Below are 20,913 nucleotides of genomic sequence, written 5' to 3' on the forward strand. Positions count from 1 at the left end.
TCCCATGACCGTGATTAAACGTCTTATAACAACGACTCTGACTGTGTTAATACTGGCGGCTTTGGTATATCCATGTTTTGCAGCCTCCCCAACAACCTCCTCGCCGACGCCGCATTATCGCCGCGTTGGCTCCGGTGAAGACGCTTACTACGAGATAGACTATTACACCGTCTCAAGCGCCGCACAGCTGAGAGGTCTGGCAAGTCTGCTCTCGCCGGATGGCCCAGTATATCTGACCTGCGACATCTGGCTCAACCCAGACGAAAATCCGACGGGAGAAGAGTTCTCTCCTATCGGCAGTGAAAACAGAGCGTTTGTCGGGACATTCGACGGCCAAGGGCACACCATCCATAATCTATACGTTTACCAGCCGGACAGAGACTGCACCGGACTTTTCGGTAAAATCTCAGGCACCATCAGAAACCTTACAGTCACAGGCACAGTAACCGGCCACACCGATGCAGGCGGCGTTGCTGGCTACCTCGACCGAGGATCAATATCCAACGTCACCAGCGAAGTCACCGTCAACGGCTACCTTGAAGTAGGCGGCGTAGTCGGCTACGCAGGCGGCTCTGTAACAAACTCAACGAACAAAGGAAACGTAAAAGCCACATACGGCGCGGGCGGCGTCGCCGGAAGCTCATCGTCGGCAATGTCTGGCTGCGCCAACTACGGAAACATCGCGGTAACAGAAACAGCAGCCGGAGGCATAACCAGCGCCTCAAGCGGCACAATAACGGACTGCACTAACCACGGTTCAGTATCAAGCACACAGCAGTCAGGCGGCGTCGTAGGCGCGCTCAACGGAACCGTCAGCAATTGCGTCAACTACGGCACGATAACCGGCGATTTCTTCATCGGAGGCATAAGCTCACGAATCTACACAGGCGGAGAGATAAACGGCTGCTACAACTACGGCAGCGTCGACGCCAGGAACATGGCCGGAGGAGTCACAGGCTACAACGACGAAGGCACGATAGACAACTGCCACAACCGTAAAGACGTCACAGCCAACATAATGGTGGCCGGAATCGCCGGATACAACAAAGGTACTATAACAAACTGTACCAGCACAGGAAAAATAACGTCTTTGGCCGAAGAATTCACAGGAGGAATAGCTGGAGAAAACGACGGTCATATAGAAGACTCATATTTTGAAGACGGATCGGCCGACATCACTACCGGCAGCCCAGATTCATCTTCCGGCAGTGAAACCGGCAGCGGAGTGAGAGACGACACATGGTTTGACGAAAACTATCCGGCAGACAAAGAGCCAGGCGCAGCGGATAATCCAGACTCGCCAGGCGGCGATGACGGCTCAAAAACCGACGTTGTGCTCTCGCAGGACACAATTATTGAAGAAAACGAAACATATCCTGTAGACGGGAACACGAACCTCGTGATCCCCGGAGGCGTCACACTAACTGACAAAGGTATCCTCGACAACGATGGCTCCGTAACGGTAAAAGATCAGGGAACCTTAATTATAGACATTACCGGCGCAATCACAGGAGACGGCGTTGTCATTGTAGAAAACGGCGGCAAAGTCATAAACAACAGCGACTCACCGGTAACAGTAGTCACAGACGACGGGATAAACGAGACCGTCAGCCCTGGCGAAACATACCAACCAGGAGAAACTTCCGTCGGAGAGAAGGACACAACGCTTGAAACTGACACAACTATTCCTGAAGGCGAAATCTACCCAGTAGCTCCCGATGAAACGCTTAGAGTGCCATCCGACGTCACGCTCACCGTTGAAGGCGAGATAGAAAACGAAGGTCAAATCGTCGTCGAGGACAATGGCACAGTAGTCATAGAAGAAACAGGCTCAATAACTGGCGGCGGCATAATCGTCGTGCAGCCTGGCGGGACGATAATCAACGGAGGAAACACAAGCATAACCATAGTGACGGACGGAGGCGGTACGTCAATCATACTTCCAGGGGAAACGCACACGGAACAGCCTCAACTCTATGTAACAGCTCAGGCTGAAACAGGTGGCTCGATATCCCCGTCCGGCAGAATATCCATCGCCTATGGCGGTTCCATAACGTTCACAATCTCTCCAGAAAGCGGCTATGAAATAGACACCGTCGCCGTCAACGGCATCTCTATAGGCGCTGTATCGTCATACACAATGACGGATATAAAAGATAGCTCCACCATTCAGGCGTTCTTCAAGCAGACGGATACAGGCGGCACATACGTTTCCAGCGGCGGCGGAAGCGGCTGCAACGCGACACACGCGAGCGCCGCGCTCCTGTCCTGCGTCGTTTTGCTCGCAACCTTATACAGAAAGAAGAAAAACAGATAATGCGCGAAGAGTTCAGAGAACGAATAGCTGCAAAAATAAAACATGAAGCGAAGAAAATACAACCGTTTCTCGATGATGGTTCCGTTGTAGAAATAATGCTTAACGAAGACAAAATCATCAGGATAGTCCGTCTTGAGTATGGGAAAATAAAAACAGGAGTGACCTTTGACCGAGACGAAGCCATGCTTCTAATCGGCTCCATAGCACGCTACAACGACACCAGCGTCAACGAACAAGCGCCGCTGCTAAAAGCATCTATGCCAGACGGGCAGAGGGTTCAGGCAATTATAGAGCCGGTTGTGTCGGCTCCAATCTTCTCCATACGCTGTAACCGCGCAAGTTCATTCAGGCTTGACGACTACCTCGTTACCGGACGCATGACAAATGAAATGGCAAAGATACTTCGGGCGGCATTACAGGGACGCAAGAACATACTCGTCAGTGGCGGTACAGGTTCTGGTAAGACAACGCTCACTACAGCCCTTCTACAGGAACTCTCCGCTGTCGCTCCTGATGACCGAGTAGTCGTGATGGAAGATACGAGTGAAATCTCTCTCTCGCTAGATGATGTAATCTACCTCAAAACTACAGAGGTGGCGTCTATGTGCAAACTTTTGGAGGCATCACTTAGGCTCTTCCCTACCCGCATAATCGTCGGCGAAATCCGCGGCAAAGAAGCTCTTGACCTGCTCAAAGCGTGGAACACGGGGCACCCCGGCGGAGTCTGTACATTGCACGCAAACTCCGCGCAGTCGGCGCTCTCGCGCTTTGAAAGCCTCATACTCGAAGCTCAAAACCTGAGTATCCCGTTTATCCGCAGCTTGGTATCTGACGCGGTGGACGTAATCGTCCACATCCAACGAGACAAAAAGCGCGGCCCTATAGTCTCCCAGATAGTCGGCGTAAACGGCATGACGATCGACGGCCAATACAAGCTCGAAGAACTGGCGTCAAATGCTCAATAGAATACTTACTCAACGAAGGAAGGGAATTACAAATGAGAGGAAAAAACAGAGTGATACTTCGCGGCAACCTAACAGACAAGCCATCCATGCGTTACACGAAAACAAAAGAACCGGTCGCTTGGTTCGTAGTCGCATCTAACTACCACGTCCGTTCCGCTGACGGCTCCGGCTGGGAGCAAAGCACAGACTTTATTCCCGTACTCTGCTTCAAACACTCGGCGGCCTTTGCCGAAAAATACCTTTCCAAAGGCGTTCTGGTAGAGTGTGAAGGCAAGCTCAAAAATCGCGAGCGCGAGCTCCAGAACGGTAAAAGAACATACGAACTCGTCTTTATTGCAAACGAGATAACACTGCTCAGTAAAGCGAGAGACACAGCCCATGAGCCGCAGCGTGAAGAATATCAAGACATAGAAGAAATTCCTGAAACGGATTACACAGAAGATTACAACTTCACGGAGGAAGAAATCGCGCAGGCAATCGCCGCTAAAAACTACGCGACGTACCAATAAACAGTCTGATTGCAGATAGGAGCTGATTTATGAAGAGATAAGAAAAATAATCGACGCTTGATTCGCAAATGGCAGCAAAATCGATAACACAACATTGGAGGAATAACAAATGAAAATCAATCGCACTATGTTTATACTGTCTCTCTTTTGCCTTTTATTACTCGCAGCCGATTCTGCATTAGCTTCCACCGGAGCACAGGGTTTTGAATATGAAAGTGCATTAGAAGACTTCGCTAGTTCTATCACTGGGCCAGTAGCTTTCTTCGTCTCCATAATAGCTATGGCGGCCTCTGGCTTCGGTATCGTTTTCGGAGGCGAACTGACGGGGTGGATCAAAATAGCCTGCGGCATAATCTGCATGGTCGGGTTCATAGTCTTCAGCACAAACATATTCCAGACCCTTTACGGCGTCAGCGGAGCGCTCATCATTTAGCAGATGGAAGACTACGGAGCGCCGATACATCACAGCCTCACTAGGCCGCAAACGATACTTGGTTGCGACAGAGAAATGTTTCTATCGCTCATTCTTGTCTGCGCGCTGCTCATCGTGCCTGCGGGGATTATGAAAACACAGCCTTACGCCGTCGCCTTCGGCGTAGGGTTGTGGCTATGCGGACAGATTGGCCTCACACAGATGGGCAAGCGTGACCCGCAAATGCGCCATGTATTTATGCGCAGCCTTAAATACGGAGGCACATACACGGCGACAAGCCGCATCCCTGACTCATATAAACCGATATACAAGAGGTGGTAACAATGCCATCAGCCCCTTCATTTGCGTCGCTCATCAGATATGAAGCACAGGTATCGCCGTACACGGTACTCCTAAAAGACGGCTGCCTGCTCGCCGGCATAAAGTATTCCGGCATCGACCTCGATACAACGCCAGAATATGATCGCGCCTCGGTGGCAACGCTAGCAAACAACGCAATTAAAAAGCTCGGACAGGATTATATGCTCCATTGGGAAGTGATAAGGGTTCCGACAACCGAATATCCGTCAGGGTGCTTTTCCGAGACCGTCACTAAAATCATAGACCATGAGCGTAAGAGACAGTTTGAAACCGTCGGCAATCATTACGAAACCGAGACGTATTGCTTCTTGACCTGGCAGCCTCCGCTAACGGAAAAAAGCGGCATCGCAAAAATGCTCTACAACATTTTCGTCACCGGCGACAAGCCGGAGAATATTGCACAGGATAAACAGATTGCAGCCTTTGAGTCTATTTGCGCTGAATTCATAAACTCATTGTCGCACATATTCACTGTCGAGCCGTTGCGTGACGAAAAACTCTTGAGCGCGCTTAACCTCTGTGTAAACGGCCGACACACCTCCGTCTTCCCAGACGAGACTGCCGACTTAGATTCACTTCTCGCCCGTGATGCCGAGGTAGGAAATCCGCTTATATATGACAATCATTATGTATCAGTCGTATCCATAGACGGGTTCCCAAAAGAGAGCCTGCCGTGCATCTTCTCCGCGCTGGCCAACATGCCCTTTGAATACCGCTGGAGCACGAGGTACATACCGCTCGACTTCCGCGTCGCCTACGCGCACATGACCAAAGAACAAAAAAAATGGGCGCAGCGCAAAACTCCTATGCTGGCGCAGCTCTTCGACAGGCCGACCAGCCGCTTGAACAAAGACGCGCTTGTCCAGGAATCCGATGTAAATGATGCGCTCCAGGCCCTCAACGAAGGCGTCGTCTCATACGGTCATTACACCAGCATCATAATCATAAGAGACGAAGACATGGACAGGCTCAACGATAAGACAAGAGAAGCAGTCCGCGTCGTCGAAAACATCCTTTTCAAAGTCATTGTCGAGCACCGCAACGCGATGGATGCGTTCATAGGCTCTCTCCCTGGTCACGGATACGAAAACGTCCGCAAGCCCCTGCTCCACTCGCTCAATCTTGCCCATATGCTCCAGCTAGGGTCAATGTGGCCTGGCGAACCTGAATGCCCGTGCCCTCCGCCCATGTATCCGCCGCACTCGCCCGCGCTCATTCAGGCTACCTCTGCTGGCGGCAGCCCATTCCGGCTCCACCTTCACTTCTCGGATATCGGGCACACGCTCATTTTAGGGCCGACGGGCTCCGGCAAATCGACGCTGCTTGCGACGATAGCCGCGCAGTTCGACCGCTATCCGAACAGCCAGATATTCATCTTCGACAAAGGCAGAAGCATGTATCCTCTGATAATGGCGATGAAACGCTCCGCCTTCTACAACCTCGGCGGCGAAAATACCCCTTCCCTATGCCCGCTCGCCTGTCTCGAAACCCGGGCTGACATAACATGGGCGATGGAGTTCGTAGAAACGCTGGTAACGCTCAACAAAGGCGAAGTGACGCCGCAGCGCCGCGCGCTCATCGAAAGCGCGATACAGACGATGGCCAAAGGCACAACCTCATCTGAAGAACGGTCGCTCGGCGCTCTGCAAGTCAACATACAGGACGAGCACATCCGCGACGCCCTCAACATCTACACCATGAACGGCGCATACGGGCAATACCTCGACGGCACTTCGACCGACATCTCCTATTCCCGCGTCAACGCCTACGAACTCGAAGAGCTCATGAACCACGCTCAGCAGGTCGTTACGCCGACTCTCCTCTATCTCTTCCACGAAATAGAAAAGCGGCTCGACGGTAAGCCGACGCTCATAATCCTTGACGAAGCGTGGCTCGCTCTCTCGACTCCGCTGTTCGCCGCGAAGCTCAAAGAATGGCTCAAGGTACTGCGAAAGGCGAACGCAGCCGTAGTGCTCGCAACTCAAAGCCTCGTCGACGTGCTCAACTCGGACATAGCGAGCGCTGTACTCGACTCGTGTCCGACAAAAATCCTGCTGCCGAACGCCGAAGCTCGCTCTGAAACGATGAAAAAGCTCTACGCAGAGCAGCTTCGCCTAAACGACGCAGAGATAAACACAATAGCCGGAGCTATCCCAAAACAGGATTACTTCTTCGTCAATCCATACGGACGACGGCTTTTCCGTCTTTCGCTCGGCGACGTCTCCCTGAGCTTCGTCGGCGCTTCAGGCAAAGATAACTTGAAGCGCATCGACGAGCTTATCGAGCAATACGGCGAAAACTGGCCCGTACAATGGCTCCGCGAACGTCGTCTCGACGACTGGGCCGATTACTGGATGCAAGTAGAAACGGAGCGCGTGGAATGAGACGCATCGTATTCATTGTGATAATAACAGCCGTACTCTGCTGCACGCTCATATTGTCCGCATACGCGGGAGGCGGAGGAATGTCAGGCGGCGCGCTCGAAACCACGCAGCTCGCCAACAACAGCGAGCTCGGCGCGATACTCGGCCAGGAGGTCGAGCAGATTTCCAACCAGGTTAAGCAGATAACGAACCAGCTTAACCAATACAACGAGATGCTCAAACAAGGATTAAAACTGCCGACCTCTTTTATTAACGATGTATCCGGCCAGCTCCAAAGCCTACAGACTGCGGTTCGGCAGACGGTCGGTCTCTATCAGAGCTACGGGCGCTTCGTCGACTCGCTTGAACGTATGCTCGATGCCCCGCTCTCAAGCAACGCGCTCGATAACGCTGTTACTCGCTCACGCCAGGCGACGGCTACTCTCAACGCCATTGCCAACAAGATCGACCAGACGATAAAGCAGATTGAGCGCGACAATCAAGTGATAGAAGAACTCCACGGGCGCAGCGCTAACGCAGTCGGTCAGATGCAGGCGCTCCAAGCTGGCAACGAAATCGCAGTAGCAATCGCTCAGGAGATTAACAAGCTGCGCAACGACATCAACATACTCCAGTCGCAGCTGCTCGCGATAGAAGCCGAACGTCAGCAGGCGAAATCGGAAGACATCTATTACGACCGGCAGATGCAGAGCGGCGAGCTTGACGATTCTACCGTCACAACAGACTTCGACCATTAAAGGAGTAATCATTACATTATGCAGAAACTCCTCAAAAAGACAGGAAAAATTTGCTGTGCGTCAGCTTTGCTGATTATTGCCGTAATGCTCACGGCAGATCTATCATCGGCAGCACAAGTAGATGAAGTCATAGAAAAGTTCCAGGACGTGTTCAAGACAAATACAAACATCACCGACTTCCTCTATTCTGCTGGCCGCACGTTATTCTGGGTTCTCGCGTCTATACAGATTGGATGGAATTTATGTCAACTCGCATTAGAAGGCAGAGCCGACATACAGTCCGTTGTATTAACCGTGACGAAAAACATCGTCATACTCGGGATAATGTGGTTCTTCTTTTCGCGGGCATCGCAGCATTTCGAGCTTATCATACAAGGCTTTCAAAACGCAGGAAAAACACTCAGCGGCTCAGGCACAATGTCTGAGTTGATAAACCTTGGAATGCGGACAGTGACGGGGCTCTTTGATAGTTTACGAGCTGTTCCAGGCAGTACGTTTGCAAAAATACCGGAATATATAATAGCCGGACTTTGCTCTGTAGTGATACTGCTATGCTTCTCGCTCGCCGTCCTCACGCTTATCATCGGCTTGTGCAAGCTGTATCTGTCCGCAATGGTGGCGCTTTACTTCGTGGGATTCGCCTCATGCGACTATACGCGCGGAATAGCAATAACCGCTTATAAATCGGTGTTCTGCTCCAGCGTAGAAGTATTCGTCATGTACTTGCTTTTCGGTATAGGCAATCAGATCTTTCCCTCATTTTTCGACGACGTGCAGACAATGACGCAGTCAGACATAATTCCGCTCTGCTTCCAGCTTGTCGTAGCGACGTTCGTCTTCAGCGGCGCGCTGAAAACCCTGCCTCAATTCGCAAGCGGCATAGTCGCCGGATCCCCGCTAGGAGGCGGAATGCAGGCCGGCTCTGGTGCTGCGTTAGCAGGTGCAATAGCCGGAGCTGTCACGACCGGTGTAGCTACCGCCGTGGGAGCCGGTATCGGAACCGCCGGAGGCGTAAAGCTTGCAGCGGCGACAGGAGGCGGTAAGTGGTCGAAACTCGGCCACGGTCTTGCGGGAGCTGTAAAAGGAGGCTACGGAGGAGAACACGGCGCGGTCGGCAACTTAATGCGTCAAGCGGGGTTCAGCGCAGTCAGGCGAGGCGTTGAAAAACAATACAACAACATAACTCCGCCAGACGGAAACCCTAACAACGTACCACCGCAATAGTCCATAAAAAAAGGAGATATAAGAAATGGACATATTTAAGACAAAGAAAGCAGCATTAGACAAGTATGCGGCGCTTAACAAGGCAGCCGTATGCTGGCGCACGGTAGCGATCACCGAAGCTATTGCAGTAATAATACTTGCAATAGGTCTAGTAACGCTCTCAAACAGCAAAGAGATCGTGCCGTGGGTAGTCCAGGTCGACAAACACAATTTCGCCATTGCGACAGGCCCCGCGGAACGCGCAAAGGCGGCAGATCCGCGCCTCGTCATTGCGAGAATCAGCCAATTCGTCGAAGGGCTCAAGTCCATCACCGCCGACCCTACAGCACAAGGCTGGCTCATCAAGCGCATGGTCTACAGCACGCTTCCCGAATCAAGTTCCGCGCTCAATACAACTAATCAGTTCTATCGCGCCAACGATCCGTTCAAACGCTACAAAGACAAGCGTGAAACCGTCGCCGTAGAAGTCCGCACCATACTGCCGATGGGCGCTAACAGCTGGCGCGCCGAGTGGACTGAGCACGTCTTCGTCGACGGGATCAGAACACGCAACGAAAACTGGAGCGGGGTCTTCGAGGTCAGCACCTCGGCGCCAACAGACGTAGACAAAATCAAGGACAACCCGCTCGGGATATACGTAGTGTCGTATTCCATGAACAGAGACTTCAAATAACAAATAAAACCGGAGGAAGCACAATGAAAAGAGAATTTGTCCTAATCGCGCTCATATCCACACTAATGACAAGCTGCGCCTACGCCGCTCCCAACTCAGCAGACTACGCCGAACAGGAATTTAAGGAAATGTACGGAACGATAAAAGAAAAAGTACAGCCTAGGCCGATCGACGAGAAAGCGTCAAAACTCGCGGAAGAATTCGCGAAGAAGAACAACGGCCCGGATCCGTCGCTCGGCAGAGGCGGGGCCGTCATATTCACATACGGTTCCACAATGCCGCGCATACTTTGCCGCCCCATGCGCGTCGTCGACATCGAGTTAGAACCTGGCGAAACCGTCACAACTGCTCCCTTCATCGGCGACAGCGTGAACTGGCAGGTGCTTCCCGCATCTTCCGGTTCCGGTGCAGACTTAACCATGCACGTAATGGTCAAGCCGTCCATGCCTGACCTAATGACGAACTTGGTAATACATACGTCGCGCCGCTCGTACCACCTCGACCTCGTATCAAGTAACAAGCACTACACACCGCACGTCGCCTTCAGGTATCCGCAGAGCGTCAACCAGTCTGAATGGAATGCCTTCCTTGAAAACATAGCGAAGCAAAAAGCTGCGGAAAAGGCAAACCGGCCATACGTACTTCCGCACGAAGCAGAAGCGTCCGCGCCCAAACCTTCGGACGAAAAAACAGCAAGCCCATCCGCGCGACCAACGTTGTCCGCTCTGGACTACGGCTACAAAATCGTCCCTAAAAGCAAAAATATCAAATGGCTTCCAGCGGCGGTATATACCGACAACGTGAAGACGTACATCCAATTTCCGCAGAACCTCAAAGTGCTTGAAGCCCCTGTCTTCATGGCCGTCCGCAACGGCGCTCGAGAACTCGTCAACTACCGCGTCGTCGGTAACACCTACGTCATAGACGCGATTATAGACAACGGGGTGCTTCTCGCCGGAAGCGGCGCGTACTCGCAGAAAGTCGTGATAGTCAAAGACAAAAAAGAGGCGAACAAAAAGCAGGAATCCCTAAAGAAATCCTCCCCATCTAATAAAACATACAAGCCGTCCACATCCGCGAAAAATTGGGGAGAACCGCAGCTTGAAAAGAAATCATACACATACGCAGACTATCTAAAAGAACGCAAGGCTAAAAAAGCGGCGAAGCGTGCGCAAGCGGAAGCCGCCAAAGCAAGCGCGGTAACTGAATAGCATGACAAAGAGCGCGATAAATCATCTCATATCAATAACCCTGGCCGCGCTTGCGTCCGTCGCGCTCTTTGCACAGCAAGTACCGGCGGCGGAAGAGTTAAGCCAGGATGAAATTGACCGCATCATGTCCATGCGCGCGGCCCCATTCCGCGAAGCGCCGGACGGAGACAGAGAGCCGCTGCCGCTGGGTATGGTGTACCTCGAAGACGGCACGCCTTACATCGTTGAAGAAGAACCGTCTGTCTCCCGTGAAGAAATAGCAAACGGCATCAAGACCTATACGTCGAGCATGACTCCGAAGTGGGAAACGCCGGCTCCGGCGCTTGAGACGACGCCCCAGGCAAAAATCGTCCCTCCGCAAAAGGCAAGCATTTGGAACAAATACTTGGCGCGACCGGCGGAAGTCAAGCGCATGGGCGTCGTCAACTCCGGCGTCATAATCCCTGCGATGCTTCTCACAGGTCTCAACTCAGACTTGCCCGGATACCTCATAGCTCAAGTCTCCGAACCGGTCTACGACTCCCCTACCGGAACGGAGCTGCTCATACCGCAGGGCTCCAGGCTTTTCGGCGAATACGACAGCAAAGTGATATTCGGCCAGCGGCGTCCGCTCATAAAATGGAGCCGCCTCATCTTCCCAGACGGCTCCGTCCTCGACATGGACAACATGCCGGGAACAGACCGCAAAGGTTATGCGGGATTCAAAGCGAGCGTAGACAACCACTATCTGCCTATGTTCGGCTCCGCCGTTATGATTTCCGTTTTTGCAGGATTAGCCGAAGAATACGGCAAAGATGAAACTGAAATAACGATTTCTCAGCCCCGCGTAGTCCTGGGTGATACAGAGCTCGTCGGCACAATCAAGGGCTGGAGCACAGACATGGCCCCCATAGGCTACCTAATGTGCGACGGCTCCGAGTTCGACGAAGCGTTATATCCAGACCTCAAAGAACTACTCGGTGAAAACAAAACCCCGGATTACAACAGCAGCGACCCCAACGGCATCAAATGGATAATCCGCGCACGTGCCAGCCGAAACATGTCCTTCGGCACGGGAAGCGGCGCAACCGTCGCCGTCGTAGACGACGACGGCAATGAAATCGTTAATGAAATAGCGGATTCCCTTGCGGACATGGCGGACAGGCTGCTTCGCAAATATCTCGACATGGCCCCAACGCTCCGCGTCAAACCGGCCTACAGATTTTCAGTCATCGTCAATAAAGAGCTTTTACTGCCAGTCCGAGAAACACTTTAGGAGGAACAGAAATGGCAAACTTAGAAGACAAAGAAACTCCCAACATCATCACGCCCAAAAAGAACAAGAAATTCTCAAAGCGTGTAGTAATAACCATCGCCGCCGTAGGGACGTTGGTGCTGCTAGTAATCGGCATCGCCGGCATAACGCCACCTAGAGAGCGCGCGGCCCGCACAGCCGGCGAAGAAACGCTTAAAATGGCCTCGGCTGAACAGGCGCTCGATATCGACAAAAAAGTCTACGAAGCCAGTCTGCCTAGCATGAGTGACATCGTGAATAAATACAAAAGCGATGTCCAGGAAGCCGACACACCTTCTCCGCAGAAAAACGAACAGGCCCCACTCATGCAGCCGGTATTCGATGGGGCTAAACAGGAGACAGCAGAAAGCAGTCTCAGCGACGCCGACCGCGACCGCCTCAATTATGAACGTGCGGCAAGACGCCAGTGGCTTGAACTTCAGCGAGAAGCGTTCCTTTCTTCTCCGGCTGCCTCGCAGGGAGGGAACTGGAGCGGGCACGAAAGGCAGAGAGAATCTGAAACGCAAGACACGCAAACATCAAGAAGGGGAATATACGACGATAATCCCTATCTTGAAATATACAACAAATACCTGGAACACGAATCAAACAAAGCAGCCGGAGAAGCAAGTCAGAGCCAGAGTGATAAAGAGAAATTCTTTAATCAGCGCAACTCTGGTAGGGGGGTCTTAACCACGACAGCTCAATCCCCAATATCTCCTTATATAATCCCATCCGGCACGATGATCCCCTGCAACCTCATAACCGGCGTCAATTCAGACCTTCCAGGTTACGTAGTCGCTCAGGTGTCCGAAAACGTCTGCGACTGGAAAAATCCAGACGTGATACTCATACCGCAAGGCACAAGAGTATTCGGTATATACGATTCAAAAATTGCTTTTGCGCAAAGAAGAGTACAAATCTCATGGTCAAGGCTTATCTACCCCGACGGAACGACGCTCGACCTCCAGGGAATGCCCGGAGCAGACAAACGCGGATATTCCGGCCTTTCCGACAAATATTATCCGCGTTACGGACGCCTGCTGACGGCAGCCATAATGACGGCTGCGTTCAGCTCCGTCGGCCTTCTCTTCGACGACGATAATGATACGGTCGTATCAACCGGCGGCAGCACAGTCGTAATACCTGACAACGGCAACAACGCCAGGAACGAGTTCGCGCGTGAAATAGCTGATTCCATCGGCAACGCAGGCGAACAGCTCTTCAACAAATATCTCAACAGCCAGCCGACAGTCCTTATCCGTCCCGCAAAACGCTTCAACATCGTAATCAACGCTGACGTTCCGTTCTTCAGCTCATACGGTAGGACAAGATAATCATGGCTATGGAAAACAACCGCACATGGGTTGAAAAGGGCGATTACTCAGTCCCGAACAACACGCCTAAGCCCTTAATTCCTCTGAAAGTAAAAGGGCTGTTATTCCTGCTCTGCTACTTCATTTTGGCCGACATTGCTCTCAACGTGTGTTTGTCCAGATATTACCACGAGCGTGCATTCACATCTTCACCCTTCTGGGGTTGGCGTGCCTTCATAGCCTACATCGCCTACTATGGCGCAGTCCCGTATCTTAAAACAGTATCTGCCGTGCTCGCTGCTTCGTTCCTGGCCGCCGCCGTACTCTTCCGAGTATGGTTCTTCGATCGGGTCGCATCCGACAAAGAGAAGCTGGCCACGCTGCACGGCTCGGCCCATTGGGCGTCAAAAGATGAAATTATAAAAGCTGGCCTCATGCCGCCGGACGGAACTCCGAAAGACAAAATCAAAATAGGCGCGACGCTCGGCGGCTGGAAAGACAAAAAAGGCGTGATACACTACCTTCGCCATTCAGGGCCGGAACACCTTCTTGTCGTCGCTCCGACACGTTCCGGTAAAGGTATAAGCATCGTCGTTCCCACGCTGCTGTCATGGCCGAAATCAATAATGGTACTCGACATAAAAGGAGAGAACTGGCTCCTATCCGCCGGTTGGCGTCAGAAACACATCGGCCCATGTCTCCGCTTTGAGCCTACTGACCCGAACGATGGCTGCGCGAAATATAATCCGCTGAATGAAATAGCCTTGGACACAACTGACGAGACCCGTGACATACAAAACATAGCGACTATGATATGCGACCCGGACGGCAAGCATGGCGACGACCACTGGATAAGCAACGCAACAACACTCCTGACCGGCGCGATAACTCACGAATGCTACTGTGCCAAAAACGACAAGAGAGAGCCGTCGATGCTTAACGTCCGCAACACAATCGCCGGAGGGGACATACAGTTCAGTATGCAGAACTGGCGCGACACTAAACATAAAAAAAATGATAATGGCGAACTGATTACACACCCTACGGTCGACGCGGTAGCCCTTGAAATGCTGCAAAAGGCGGATAAAGAAGTCTCTTCCATATTCTCGACCGCAATCACCAAACTCAGCCTATGGCTTGACCCTGTAGTGGCGAAAAACACTACCCAAAGCACATTCAGCATAAGCGATTTGGTAGACCGTGACGAACCGGTCTCTTTATACGTCGTCGTTCCTCCGAGCGATCTGACACGCCTTCGCCCCATACTGCGCCTCCTAGTCACACAGATCATATTTGGTCTGACAAAACGCATGGAGGCCGACAACGAGCATGGCGGAGTAAAATCCGGCCACAAGCACCAGCTGCTCATGCTGCTCGACGAGGCGGCGCGCCTTGCAAAACTTGACGTCCTTCAGGACGGCTTATCATATTTCGGCAGTTTTGGCCTAAAAGCCCTGCTCATATTCCAGTCATTCAAGCAAGTCTCAGATATTTACGGCAAAGACGAAACCGTAACGGCAAACTGCAAAGTACAAGTCTTCTTCGCTCCGAACGAGGAAGAGGACGCGAGGCTTATCTCCGAAAAGCTGGGCAAAACGACCGTAACGGTTGGCAGTTCCAACATCTCCGGCAAGAGATTCGCCGTCGGCCCGTTCGGAAAATCCTCGGAAAGTATCTCTTACAGCCAGCAGGCGCGCGAACTTATGACTCCCGACGAAGTAAAGCGTCTTCCCGGGCCGACGAAAGACGCCGACGGGCGCGTGACTGCTCCTGGAGACCTTCTGCTCATCAGCTCGGGGACAGCGCCGATATACGGCGTGCAGACGCCCTATTTCTTCGATCCGACAATCAACGATAGGTCGAAAATTAAGCCTCCGACGGAATTGATAGTTATGAATAATCCGCAGAAAACAGATGAACACGCCGCTGGCCCAAATGAAGAAAACCACGAGATCCAGCCTGCTCCATCCAAAGAAATAGAACACCAGGAGGTTGAGTCTCCGCAAACCGACGAACAAATCACAAAAGACGGGCCGGAAACTGACACACCTCCGATCGACGACGAGCTCTTAAGCCTCGTCTCATCGCCTGACGACATCGACGAGAAAGCAGATCCTACAACTCCGCCGGAGGAAACCGACACACTTTCTCCTGCGGAAATTCAGTCAAAGACAGAAACAGCAGCTTCGCAGCGCATAGAGCCTTCGAACAACGATAAACCGTCCATCCTGGATTTGTTCTATCCAGACGAAGCGCCGTCAGCCTACGGATACAGCGGCAATGAACAGAAAGACTAAAGCCCTCACTCTTGCTTTGCCCTTTATCACCTTGTTGGCCGCCGTAACGGCTTTCCGCCACTTCAATCTTTATATCAACATGACGGAAAGCCTGCCGCTGGGCATTTACACGCTCAAGACATCAGAAAAGATACTGCGCGGCGACGTCGTGCTTGTCGTCGATCTCGACGAAATCGGCGTCGACCGCAAACTTTGCCGCCAAAGTCGTATGCTCAAAGAAACCGCCGGACTCCAGGGCGACATGGTAAGCAGCGACGGAGAAAGCATATTCATAAACGGCCGACAGCTTCCAGATTCCGACATATTCGAGTTCGACAAATTGGGACGTAAACTTCCTCACCCCAAGTATCCCTACACAATCCAGGCGGACGAAATATACGTGACATCGCAGCATAAATACGGCTACGATTCCCGCTACTATGGCCCCGTTCCGAGAGCGCACGTAATAGGCGTCGCAGTCCCTATCTTCCTCTTCAAAGGCGAAAGCCGGTGACGCGCATAAGAACGATACTCTCCGCTGTAGCCGGAGCAGTAATTGGCGCACATATAGGAATAAGCCCTGCTCCTGAGCTGCTTGCCGTCACAGCGATCCTTCCGCTTCTCTGGTGTATTGCCGGTTCCAGACTCTCCGCTTTTGCGCTTGCCATAGCTTATTACCTTACCGCGGCAAGAGGCGTGCCGCTCGGCGCGGCCACATTCTTCGGCGACGGACGGCCTAACGCGCTTGCGCTGGGCGTCCTGCTCTGGTGTCTGTCATCCGTCGCGCTGGCCGCGCCCTGGGCGCTGCTCTGGAGCGGAAATAAATCTATTCCACAAAAAATACTTCGCTTATGCGCGGTCTATATTGTCATAACAATACCGCCCATCGGCCTGTTCGGCTGGGCGTCGCCGCTTCTGGCATCCGGCATTCTGTTTCCGCGTACATCGTGGCTGGGTATAGCGGCCATGACAGTCCTGCCTCCCATAATTGCAAGAGCCACAAAAACGAGGAAGGTTGTGTCAGTAATGTTCCCGTGTACTTTTATAATTTACATCTGTGTTCAAGCGTATATCATGCCTTTCTGTGTCATTTCTCCAGCAGGATTCACAGCTCTTAACACGCATCACGCAAAATCCGCATCCGGCTCCGCGCACTTTACCGACGCTTTCATTCGTACAACAGATATTGTTGACGACATACTCGTACAAAAAGCCGCATACATATTGCTACCTGAAACAATCGCTGGCGCATGGACGCACGCTTCCAAGCAGCTATGGCTTCCAGTCGGTGAATATCTGGCAAAACGCGGACAAACGCTCATAGTCGGCGCTGAAGTCTACGATGAGAATCTCCAATACGACAACTGCATGATATTCCTCGGAAAAGACGATAATCCAATATACCGTCAGCGCGTCCCTGTTCCCATATCCATGTGGCGTCCGTTCGGCGGCAAAGGCACGGCAAACGCATACTGGCTCGACGGAGGAAGAATCATGCTTAAAGACGGCAGAACAGCAGTATGCCTGCTCTGCTACGAACAGTACATAGCCTGGCCGATTCTCCTCTCCATGCTCAAAGGCAAAGCGGATATGCTCATATGCTCGGCAAATCAATGGTGGAGCCGAGACACAAGCATTCCCAACATTCAGATTCAGTCGTCAAAGTCGTGGAGTACACTATTTAGCTTGAAATATGTTTCTGCCTCAAACTCGTGATATAAACGTTATAATAAAGATACGGGAGGAAAAAGCATGATAATTAAACCACGTGTTGACATATTACCAGAAGCGCAGAAAATACTCTGGCCAATGCTCAAAGAAGTTCCCAAAGACTTTGTGCTCTACGGAGGTACTGCTATTGCGCTTCGATATGGCCATCGCAAATCTGTGGACTTTGACTTCTTTTCTTCGCTTTCAGACAATGCAATAACAAATTCTACTTGTGAGCTGCCATTCATCAAAAAGTTTGCGGTTAATTATAATTCACCATATTTGCAAACTGCTGCAAGCGCATCTCAAGTAATTTATGATCTTGATATGGGAAAAGGTGACCTTGTAGAGATTACGTTTATGCGTGATCCTAATTTTGTTGGTGGAGCAATCAATTCGCCTCATGTTTCTATAGATAACGGCGTTAAAATCGCTTCTCCGTTAGACTTAATGGCAACAAAAATCAACGCAGTTCTTTTTCGACAGTCTGTTAAAGACCTCGTCGACATCGCAGAAATGATCAGAAACAAAGTCTCCTTTTCGCGGGGGTTCGCATACGCAATGGCGTTAAAAGCCCCGTATCTACCTCAGATCGGAGCAGACTATTCACATTTACTTAACGCAATGTCGTCAAATGAATTTTATGTAGATTCTTTTGCTCGTGATAAAAACGCACCGATAGAATTAAAACACCTAGTAAATCAAGTGTCTGGTATAATTACTAAGGAGGCAGAAAAACTGTCTATAGCACGGCTTCTTTCAATGAAATTGAAGGTTTCTCCACATCTTCATAACGTTAGGGAGCGAGATGAATGCGAGAGATAAATAAAGACGAGTTTCAGGAATTTATACGTAAATACGTATATTGGTGGGGTGAGAATAGATCTGACTTCAACACAATGGCAGTGCTGTCTTTCATCTTAGCGCAGCGCCCGCCATACGTTGAACAAATGGCTAGAGAGCGCTTTGGCTTTACAGATAATGATTTTAGAGAAGCTCTAAAAAATGTTCAGCCTGGTATTTTCTGGGGTGTTGGAGCTGAAGAGCATTGGAACAACGTCAACAAGCGGCTTGGCATAAATCCGCCGCTCCCATTCCCTACTAATAGTTCATATTTAGCATCTTTTTCAAAGTAAAATAAAACACCTAAAAAAGGCAACGGTTTCCTTTCCGTTGCCCTGTTGCGGTCCATATGGAACGCTATTCTCATTCGTAGCTCGATTACAGCACCTTACTGGATATGGTACTATCGTTTCACTCACACACCTGTAAAGGGTGCGACTGCAATTACCTTATGCACGTTCAACTAATAATGTTTCAACCCACGCGCCCATGAAGGGTGCGACTGTACATATGATTCACGCACTCATAATAACATACAGAGCCCCCAAATGCGCGAACCTACAAATTCCTTGCCTATTCCTTATAAAGACTCGTAAAAAGCCATATACAAATAATAATGTTTAATGTAGCTTCGCATGTAATTAAGCGAAGTCTTCTGAGTGACTCTGAAAGCGAAGATTACCCGTCGGGCGGCTCTGAATAGAAGCTGTTTCGCTCTTGAACTCCGATTTTCCCTGCCACTTTTTATGCTCTCCTTCCGGCGTGTGGATTATCGCCGGTTTTATAACCGCTTTATCATACGTTGAGTTGATAGCGTCGATCGCCGCCATAGCACGGCGCTGTTTTGCATTATCCGCCTCACCAAACAAAGACGTTTGTACCCCCTGTGATACGTCTTGGAACTCTGACAATAGAATTCCACAACGTTTATATTTTTTCCCAGGAATGAAAATTTTCTCCAGCAAGTATACTGCAATCTTTATCAGGTCGGCGTCCGACGACACTGGAGTATTACAATCAAATTCTTTGGCGTTTGCGTAATAATCGGCGTTGAATCTGCTGGTCTCTACCTTTACAGCAACGCGCTTCGCCATCTGCTTCGCTGCGCGAAGCTGTCTTGCTGCTGATACTGTAAAGCAAAGCAGCGCATCTTGCAGATCTGCGTAATCAGTTATGCTTTCCCCAAATGTCCTTGATACCATAATACTTTTCTGGACGCGCCCCTCCGTAGCGATCGGATATGCTGGATAACCGCGCAGCTCCCATGCACAGAACACGCCGTTTACCCCAAACCGACGCTGCAATTTTCGGTCGTCCAGAAGCATAAACTGCGCGGCCGTTTTGATTCCGCCCAGCCGCAGCGCATTAGCCATACGTGGGCCGATCCCCCACACATCGCTGACGTCGATTTGCGACATGTACTCAGCGTCACGATATTTCGTAGCGTCCATCCAATATACGCCTAATGTTTCTGGATGTTTCTTCGCATATTCTGACGCTAGTTTTGCCAAAGTCTTACTCGGCGCGATCCCAATAGATACCGGAATTCTACATTTATCCCACACGGCTTTGCGGATCGTCCGGCAATATTTCACAACATCAGTTACAGAAGATATTGCAAGGTTAATGAAACACTCATCAATGCTGTATATTTCCTGTGCGTCAGAATACCTCTTAATAACGGACATGACCTGTGATGAAATCTCATTGTACAGCTTATGATTGGCGGATCGTATCGCCACTCCGTTATAAGCAAGCATAGATCGATATTGAAAATACGGTGCTCCCATAGGCACACCTAGCAACTTGACCTCGTTGGATCTAGCAATAACACACCCGTCATTACCAGATAGGACGACAACTGGCCTTCCGTTCAGTGCAGGGTTTACGCAACGTTCGCATGACACAAAGAAATTATTCGCATCCGAAAGTCCGATACGCCTATCATGTAATTCAGATCGCATACTGTTATCCTCCTTATCCAACAATTACTAATTGTCATCTTACAGTAACAATTCTATTGTTGTCAATAAGTAATCATATAAGACAATATAAATCTATAAAAAATGGAGGCAAAGCCTCCATTTATGTTTCTAAGTAATTACGAATTATTTATGACTAATCATGTTCTTCAAGTCTTTTTATAGGGGGGGGCCCTCACTTCTCTGTAAGTACAACATATCATTGATAATGACGAGACAGCGGAAGCTTTCTCTGCTGTCTCGTCTAGCATTATCTGCCATAAAATGCAACCGATGGGTTTTCTCCTGGCATATATGCAGTAACTGCGGCGGTTCGCCACGTTGATTTTTTTTCGTCTGCCATCAATTTTACGTAGTATATTGTAAATAAAGTTTCCGTTTCATCCCCAGCGACAAACGGCGATATTTCCAATTCTGGAAATATCATAGAGCCAACGCCTTCGGCATATTTTACTGGTTTATCAAATGTAACCATAAATAACATCACGCTTTTGTCAGATGCTTTACTATGATGTTTTTCGATAAATTTATAAACAGGCGAAGGACCGTTGAGCGTAAACTCTCTGCCAGGCGAAATTGAAGCTATTTCTTTGGGAATTGGGGCTTCACCGGCTTTCGCTGTAGTGGCAACAGCTCCAATCTGCAATCCAATTAAAAGAGCTGCTACTGCGTTTAAGATATACTTCTTCATGGTTGCCAC

18 protein-coding genes are annotated in these 20,913 nt (G+C 50.6%); 16 read left to right on the forward strand and 2 right to left on the reverse strand.

Annotation, left to right across the window (positions count from 1 at the left end):
* Window positions 1-4: 4 nt before the first annotated feature.
* From ABGT66_RS09505 to ABGT66_RS09580, 16 genes are all read left to right on the forward strand, one after another.
* The gene (locus ABGT66_RS09505; protein WP_346690361.1) at window positions 5-2,317 is read left to right on the forward strand and encodes a GLUG motif-containing protein; all 2,313 of its coding nucleotides are present in this window, start codon (window positions 5-7) and stop codon (window positions 2,315-2,317) included.
* Window positions 2,317-3,282: an ATPase, T2SS/T4P/T4SS family gene (locus ABGT66_RS09510; protein ID WP_346690362.1), complete on the forward strand. Its 966-nt coding sequence runs from the start codon at window positions 2,317-2,319 to the stop codon at window positions 3,280-3,282. Before ABGT66_RS09505 ends, ABGT66_RS09510 begins: the two co-directional genes overlap by 1 nt.
* A gap of 32 nt (window positions 3,283-3,314) precedes the next feature.
* Window positions 3,315-3,791: a single-stranded DNA-binding protein gene (gene ssb, locus ABGT66_RS09515; RefSeq protein WP_346690363.1), complete on the forward strand. Its 477-nt coding sequence runs from the start codon at window positions 3,315-3,317 to the stop codon at window positions 3,789-3,791.
* A gap of 109 nt (window positions 3,792-3,900) precedes the next feature.
* Window positions 3,901-4,224 carry a TrbC/VirB2 family protein gene (locus tag ABGT66_RS09520; RefSeq protein WP_346690364.1) on the forward strand — a complete coding sequence of 108 codons (324 nt, stop codon included), beginning with the start codon at window positions 3,901-3,903 and terminating at the stop codon, window positions 4,222-4,224.
* A gap of 323 nt (window positions 4,225-4,547) precedes the next feature.
* Window positions 4,548-6,968 (forward strand): hypothetical protein, encoded by a 2,421-nt coding sequence (locus ABGT66_RS09525; protein WP_346690365.1) that lies wholly within the window; start codon window positions 4,548-4,550, stop codon window positions 6,966-6,968.
* A complete protein-coding gene (locus ABGT66_RS09530; protein WP_346690366.1) occupies window positions 6,965-7,705 on the forward strand; it encodes a hypothetical protein in 741 nt (246 codons plus the stop codon). The genes ABGT66_RS09525 and ABGT66_RS09530 overlap by 4 nt, the downstream gene beginning before the upstream one ends.
* An 18-nt stretch (window positions 7,706-7,723) precedes the next feature.
* On the forward strand, window positions 7,724-8,929 hold the full coding sequence (locus ABGT66_RS09535) for a type IV secretion system protein (protein ID WP_346690367.1): 1,206 nt from the start codon (window positions 7,724-7,726) through the stop codon (window positions 8,927-8,929).
* A gap of 25 nt (window positions 8,930-8,954) precedes the next feature.
* A complete protein-coding gene (locus tag ABGT66_RS09540; RefSeq protein WP_346690368.1) occupies window positions 8,955-9,602 on the forward strand; it encodes a VirB8/TrbF family protein in 648 nt (215 codons plus the stop codon).
* A 23-nt stretch (window positions 9,603-9,625) separates the two neighbouring features.
* The gene (trbG, locus tag ABGT66_RS09545; RefSeq protein WP_346690369.1) at window positions 9,626-10,813 is read left to right on the forward strand and encodes a P-type conjugative transfer protein TrbG; all 1,188 of its coding nucleotides are present in this window, start codon (window positions 9,626-9,628) and stop codon (window positions 10,811-10,813) included.
* Between the two features lie 124 nt (window positions 10,814-10,937).
* Window positions 10,938-12,068 carry a TrbI/VirB10 family protein gene (locus tag ABGT66_RS09550; protein WP_346690370.1) on the forward strand — a complete coding sequence of 377 codons (1,131 nt, stop codon included), beginning with the start codon at window positions 10,938-10,940 and terminating at the stop codon, window positions 12,066-12,068.
* A gap of 11 nt (window positions 12,069-12,079) precedes the next feature.
* Window positions 12,080-13,423 carry a TrbI/VirB10 family protein gene (locus ABGT66_RS09555; protein WP_346690371.1) on the forward strand — a complete coding sequence of 448 codons (1,344 nt, stop codon included), beginning with the start codon at window positions 12,080-12,082 and terminating at the stop codon, window positions 13,421-13,423.
* Window positions 13,424-13,425: 2 nt separating this feature from the next.
* Window positions 13,426-15,699 carry a type IV secretory system conjugative DNA transfer family protein gene (locus ABGT66_RS09560; RefSeq protein WP_346690372.1) on the forward strand — a complete coding sequence of 758 codons (2,274 nt, stop codon included), beginning with the start codon at window positions 13,426-13,428 and terminating at the stop codon, window positions 15,697-15,699.
* A complete protein-coding gene (locus tag ABGT66_RS09565) occupies window positions 15,683-16,192 on the forward strand; it encodes a S26 family signal peptidase (RefSeq protein ID WP_346690373.1) in 510 nt (169 codons plus the stop codon). The genes ABGT66_RS09560 and ABGT66_RS09565 overlap by 17 nt, the downstream gene beginning before the upstream one ends.
* Complete coding sequence (locus ABGT66_RS09570; protein ID WP_346690374.1) at window positions 16,189-17,394, forward strand: hypothetical protein; 1,206 nt, start codon at window positions 16,189-16,191, stop codon at window positions 17,392-17,394. Before ABGT66_RS09565 ends, ABGT66_RS09570 begins: the two co-directional genes overlap by 4 nt.
* Window positions 17,395-17,430: 36 nt before the next feature.
* A complete protein-coding gene (locus ABGT66_RS09575) occupies window positions 17,431-18,213 on the forward strand; it encodes a nucleotidyl transferase AbiEii/AbiGii toxin family protein (protein ID WP_346690375.1) in 783 nt (260 codons plus the stop codon).
* Window positions 18,201-18,524 carry a hypothetical protein gene (locus ABGT66_RS09580; protein WP_346690376.1) on the forward strand — a complete coding sequence of 108 codons (324 nt, stop codon included), beginning with the start codon at window positions 18,201-18,203 and terminating at the stop codon, window positions 18,522-18,524. Before ABGT66_RS09575 ends, ABGT66_RS09580 begins: the two co-directional genes overlap by 13 nt.
* 348 nt (window positions 18,525-18,872) lie before the next feature.
* Here the strand turns inward: ABGT66_RS09580 and ABGT66_RS09585 are convergent, their stop codons facing one another.
* Both ABGT66_RS09585 and ABGT66_RS09590 read right to left on the reverse strand, forming a co-directional pair.
* Complete coding sequence (locus tag ABGT66_RS09585; RefSeq protein WP_346690377.1) at window positions 18,873-20,195, reverse strand: hypothetical protein; 1,323 nt, start codon at window positions 20,193-20,195, stop codon at window positions 18,873-18,875.
* A gap of 268 nt (window positions 20,196-20,463) precedes the next feature.
* On the reverse strand, window positions 20,464-20,904 hold the full coding sequence (locus tag ABGT66_RS09590; RefSeq protein ID WP_346690378.1) for a hypothetical protein: 441 nt from the start codon (window positions 20,902-20,904) through the stop codon (window positions 20,464-20,466).
* Window positions 20,905-20,913 lie beyond the last annotated feature (9 nt).

This window comes from uncultured Cloacibacillus sp., from assembly GCF_963926575.1.
In the GTDB taxonomy this organism is placed as follows: domain Bacteria; phylum Synergistota; class Synergistia; order Synergistales; family Synergistaceae; genus Caccocola; species Caccocola faecigallinarum.

Excerpts from the sequence above, each read along its gene's own strand:
- ABGT66_RS09505 (WP_346690361.1), top strand. The coding sequence starts at position 5 with ATGACCGTGATTAAACGTCTTATAACAACGACTCTGACTGTGTTAATA.
- ABGT66_RS09510 (WP_346690362.1), top strand. The coding sequence starts at position 2,317 with ATGCGCGAAGAGTTCAGAGAACGAATAGCTGCAAAAATAAAACATGAA.
- ssb (WP_346690363.1), top strand. The coding sequence starts at position 3,315 with ATGAGAGGAAAAAACAGAGTGATACTTCGCGGCAACCTAACAGACAAG.
- ABGT66_RS09520 (WP_346690364.1), top strand. The coding sequence starts at position 3,901 with ATGAAAATCAATCGCACTATGTTTATACTGTCTCTCTTTTGCCTTTTA.
- ABGT66_RS09525 (WP_346690365.1), top strand. The coding sequence starts at position 4,548 with ATGCCATCAGCCCCTTCATTTGCGTCGCTCATCAGATATGAAGCACAG.
- ABGT66_RS09530 (WP_346690366.1), top strand. The coding sequence starts at position 6,965 with ATGAGACGCATCGTATTCATTGTGATAATAACAGCCGTACTCTGCTGC.
- ABGT66_RS09535 (WP_346690367.1), top strand. The coding sequence starts at position 7,724 with ATGCAGAAACTCCTCAAAAAGACAGGAAAAATTTGCTGTGCGTCAGCT.
- ABGT66_RS09540 (WP_346690368.1), top strand. The coding sequence starts at position 8,955 with ATGGACATATTTAAGACAAAGAAAGCAGCATTAGACAAGTATGCGGCG.
- trbG (WP_346690369.1), top strand. The coding sequence starts at position 9,626 with ATGAAAAGAGAATTTGTCCTAATCGCGCTCATATCCACACTAATGACA.
- ABGT66_RS09550 (WP_346690370.1), top strand. The coding sequence starts at position 10,938 with ATGTCCATGCGCGCGGCCCCATTCCGCGAAGCGCCGGACGGAGACAGA.
- ABGT66_RS09555 (WP_346690371.1), top strand. The coding sequence starts at position 12,080 with ATGGCAAACTTAGAAGACAAAGAAACTCCCAACATCATCACGCCCAAA.
- ABGT66_RS09560 (WP_346690372.1), top strand. The coding sequence starts at position 13,426 with ATGGCTATGGAAAACAACCGCACATGGGTTGAAAAGGGCGATTACTCA.
- ABGT66_RS09565 (WP_346690373.1), top strand. The coding sequence starts at position 15,683 with ATGAACAGAAAGACTAAAGCCCTCACTCTTGCTTTGCCCTTTATCACC.
- ABGT66_RS09575 (WP_346690375.1), top strand. The coding sequence starts at position 17,431 with ATGATAATTAAACCACGTGTTGACATATTACCAGAAGCGCAGAAAATA.
- ABGT66_RS09580 (WP_346690376.1), top strand. The coding sequence starts at position 18,201 with ATGCGAGAGATAAATAAAGACGAGTTTCAGGAATTTATACGTAAATAC.
- ABGT66_RS09585 (WP_346690377.1), bottom strand. The coding sequence starts at position 20,195 with ATGCGATCTGAATTACATGATAGGCGTATCGGACTTTCGGATGCGAAT.
- ABGT66_RS09590 (WP_346690378.1), bottom strand. The coding sequence starts at position 20,904 with ATGAAGAAGTATATCTTAAACGCAGTAGCAGCTCTTTTAATTGGATTG.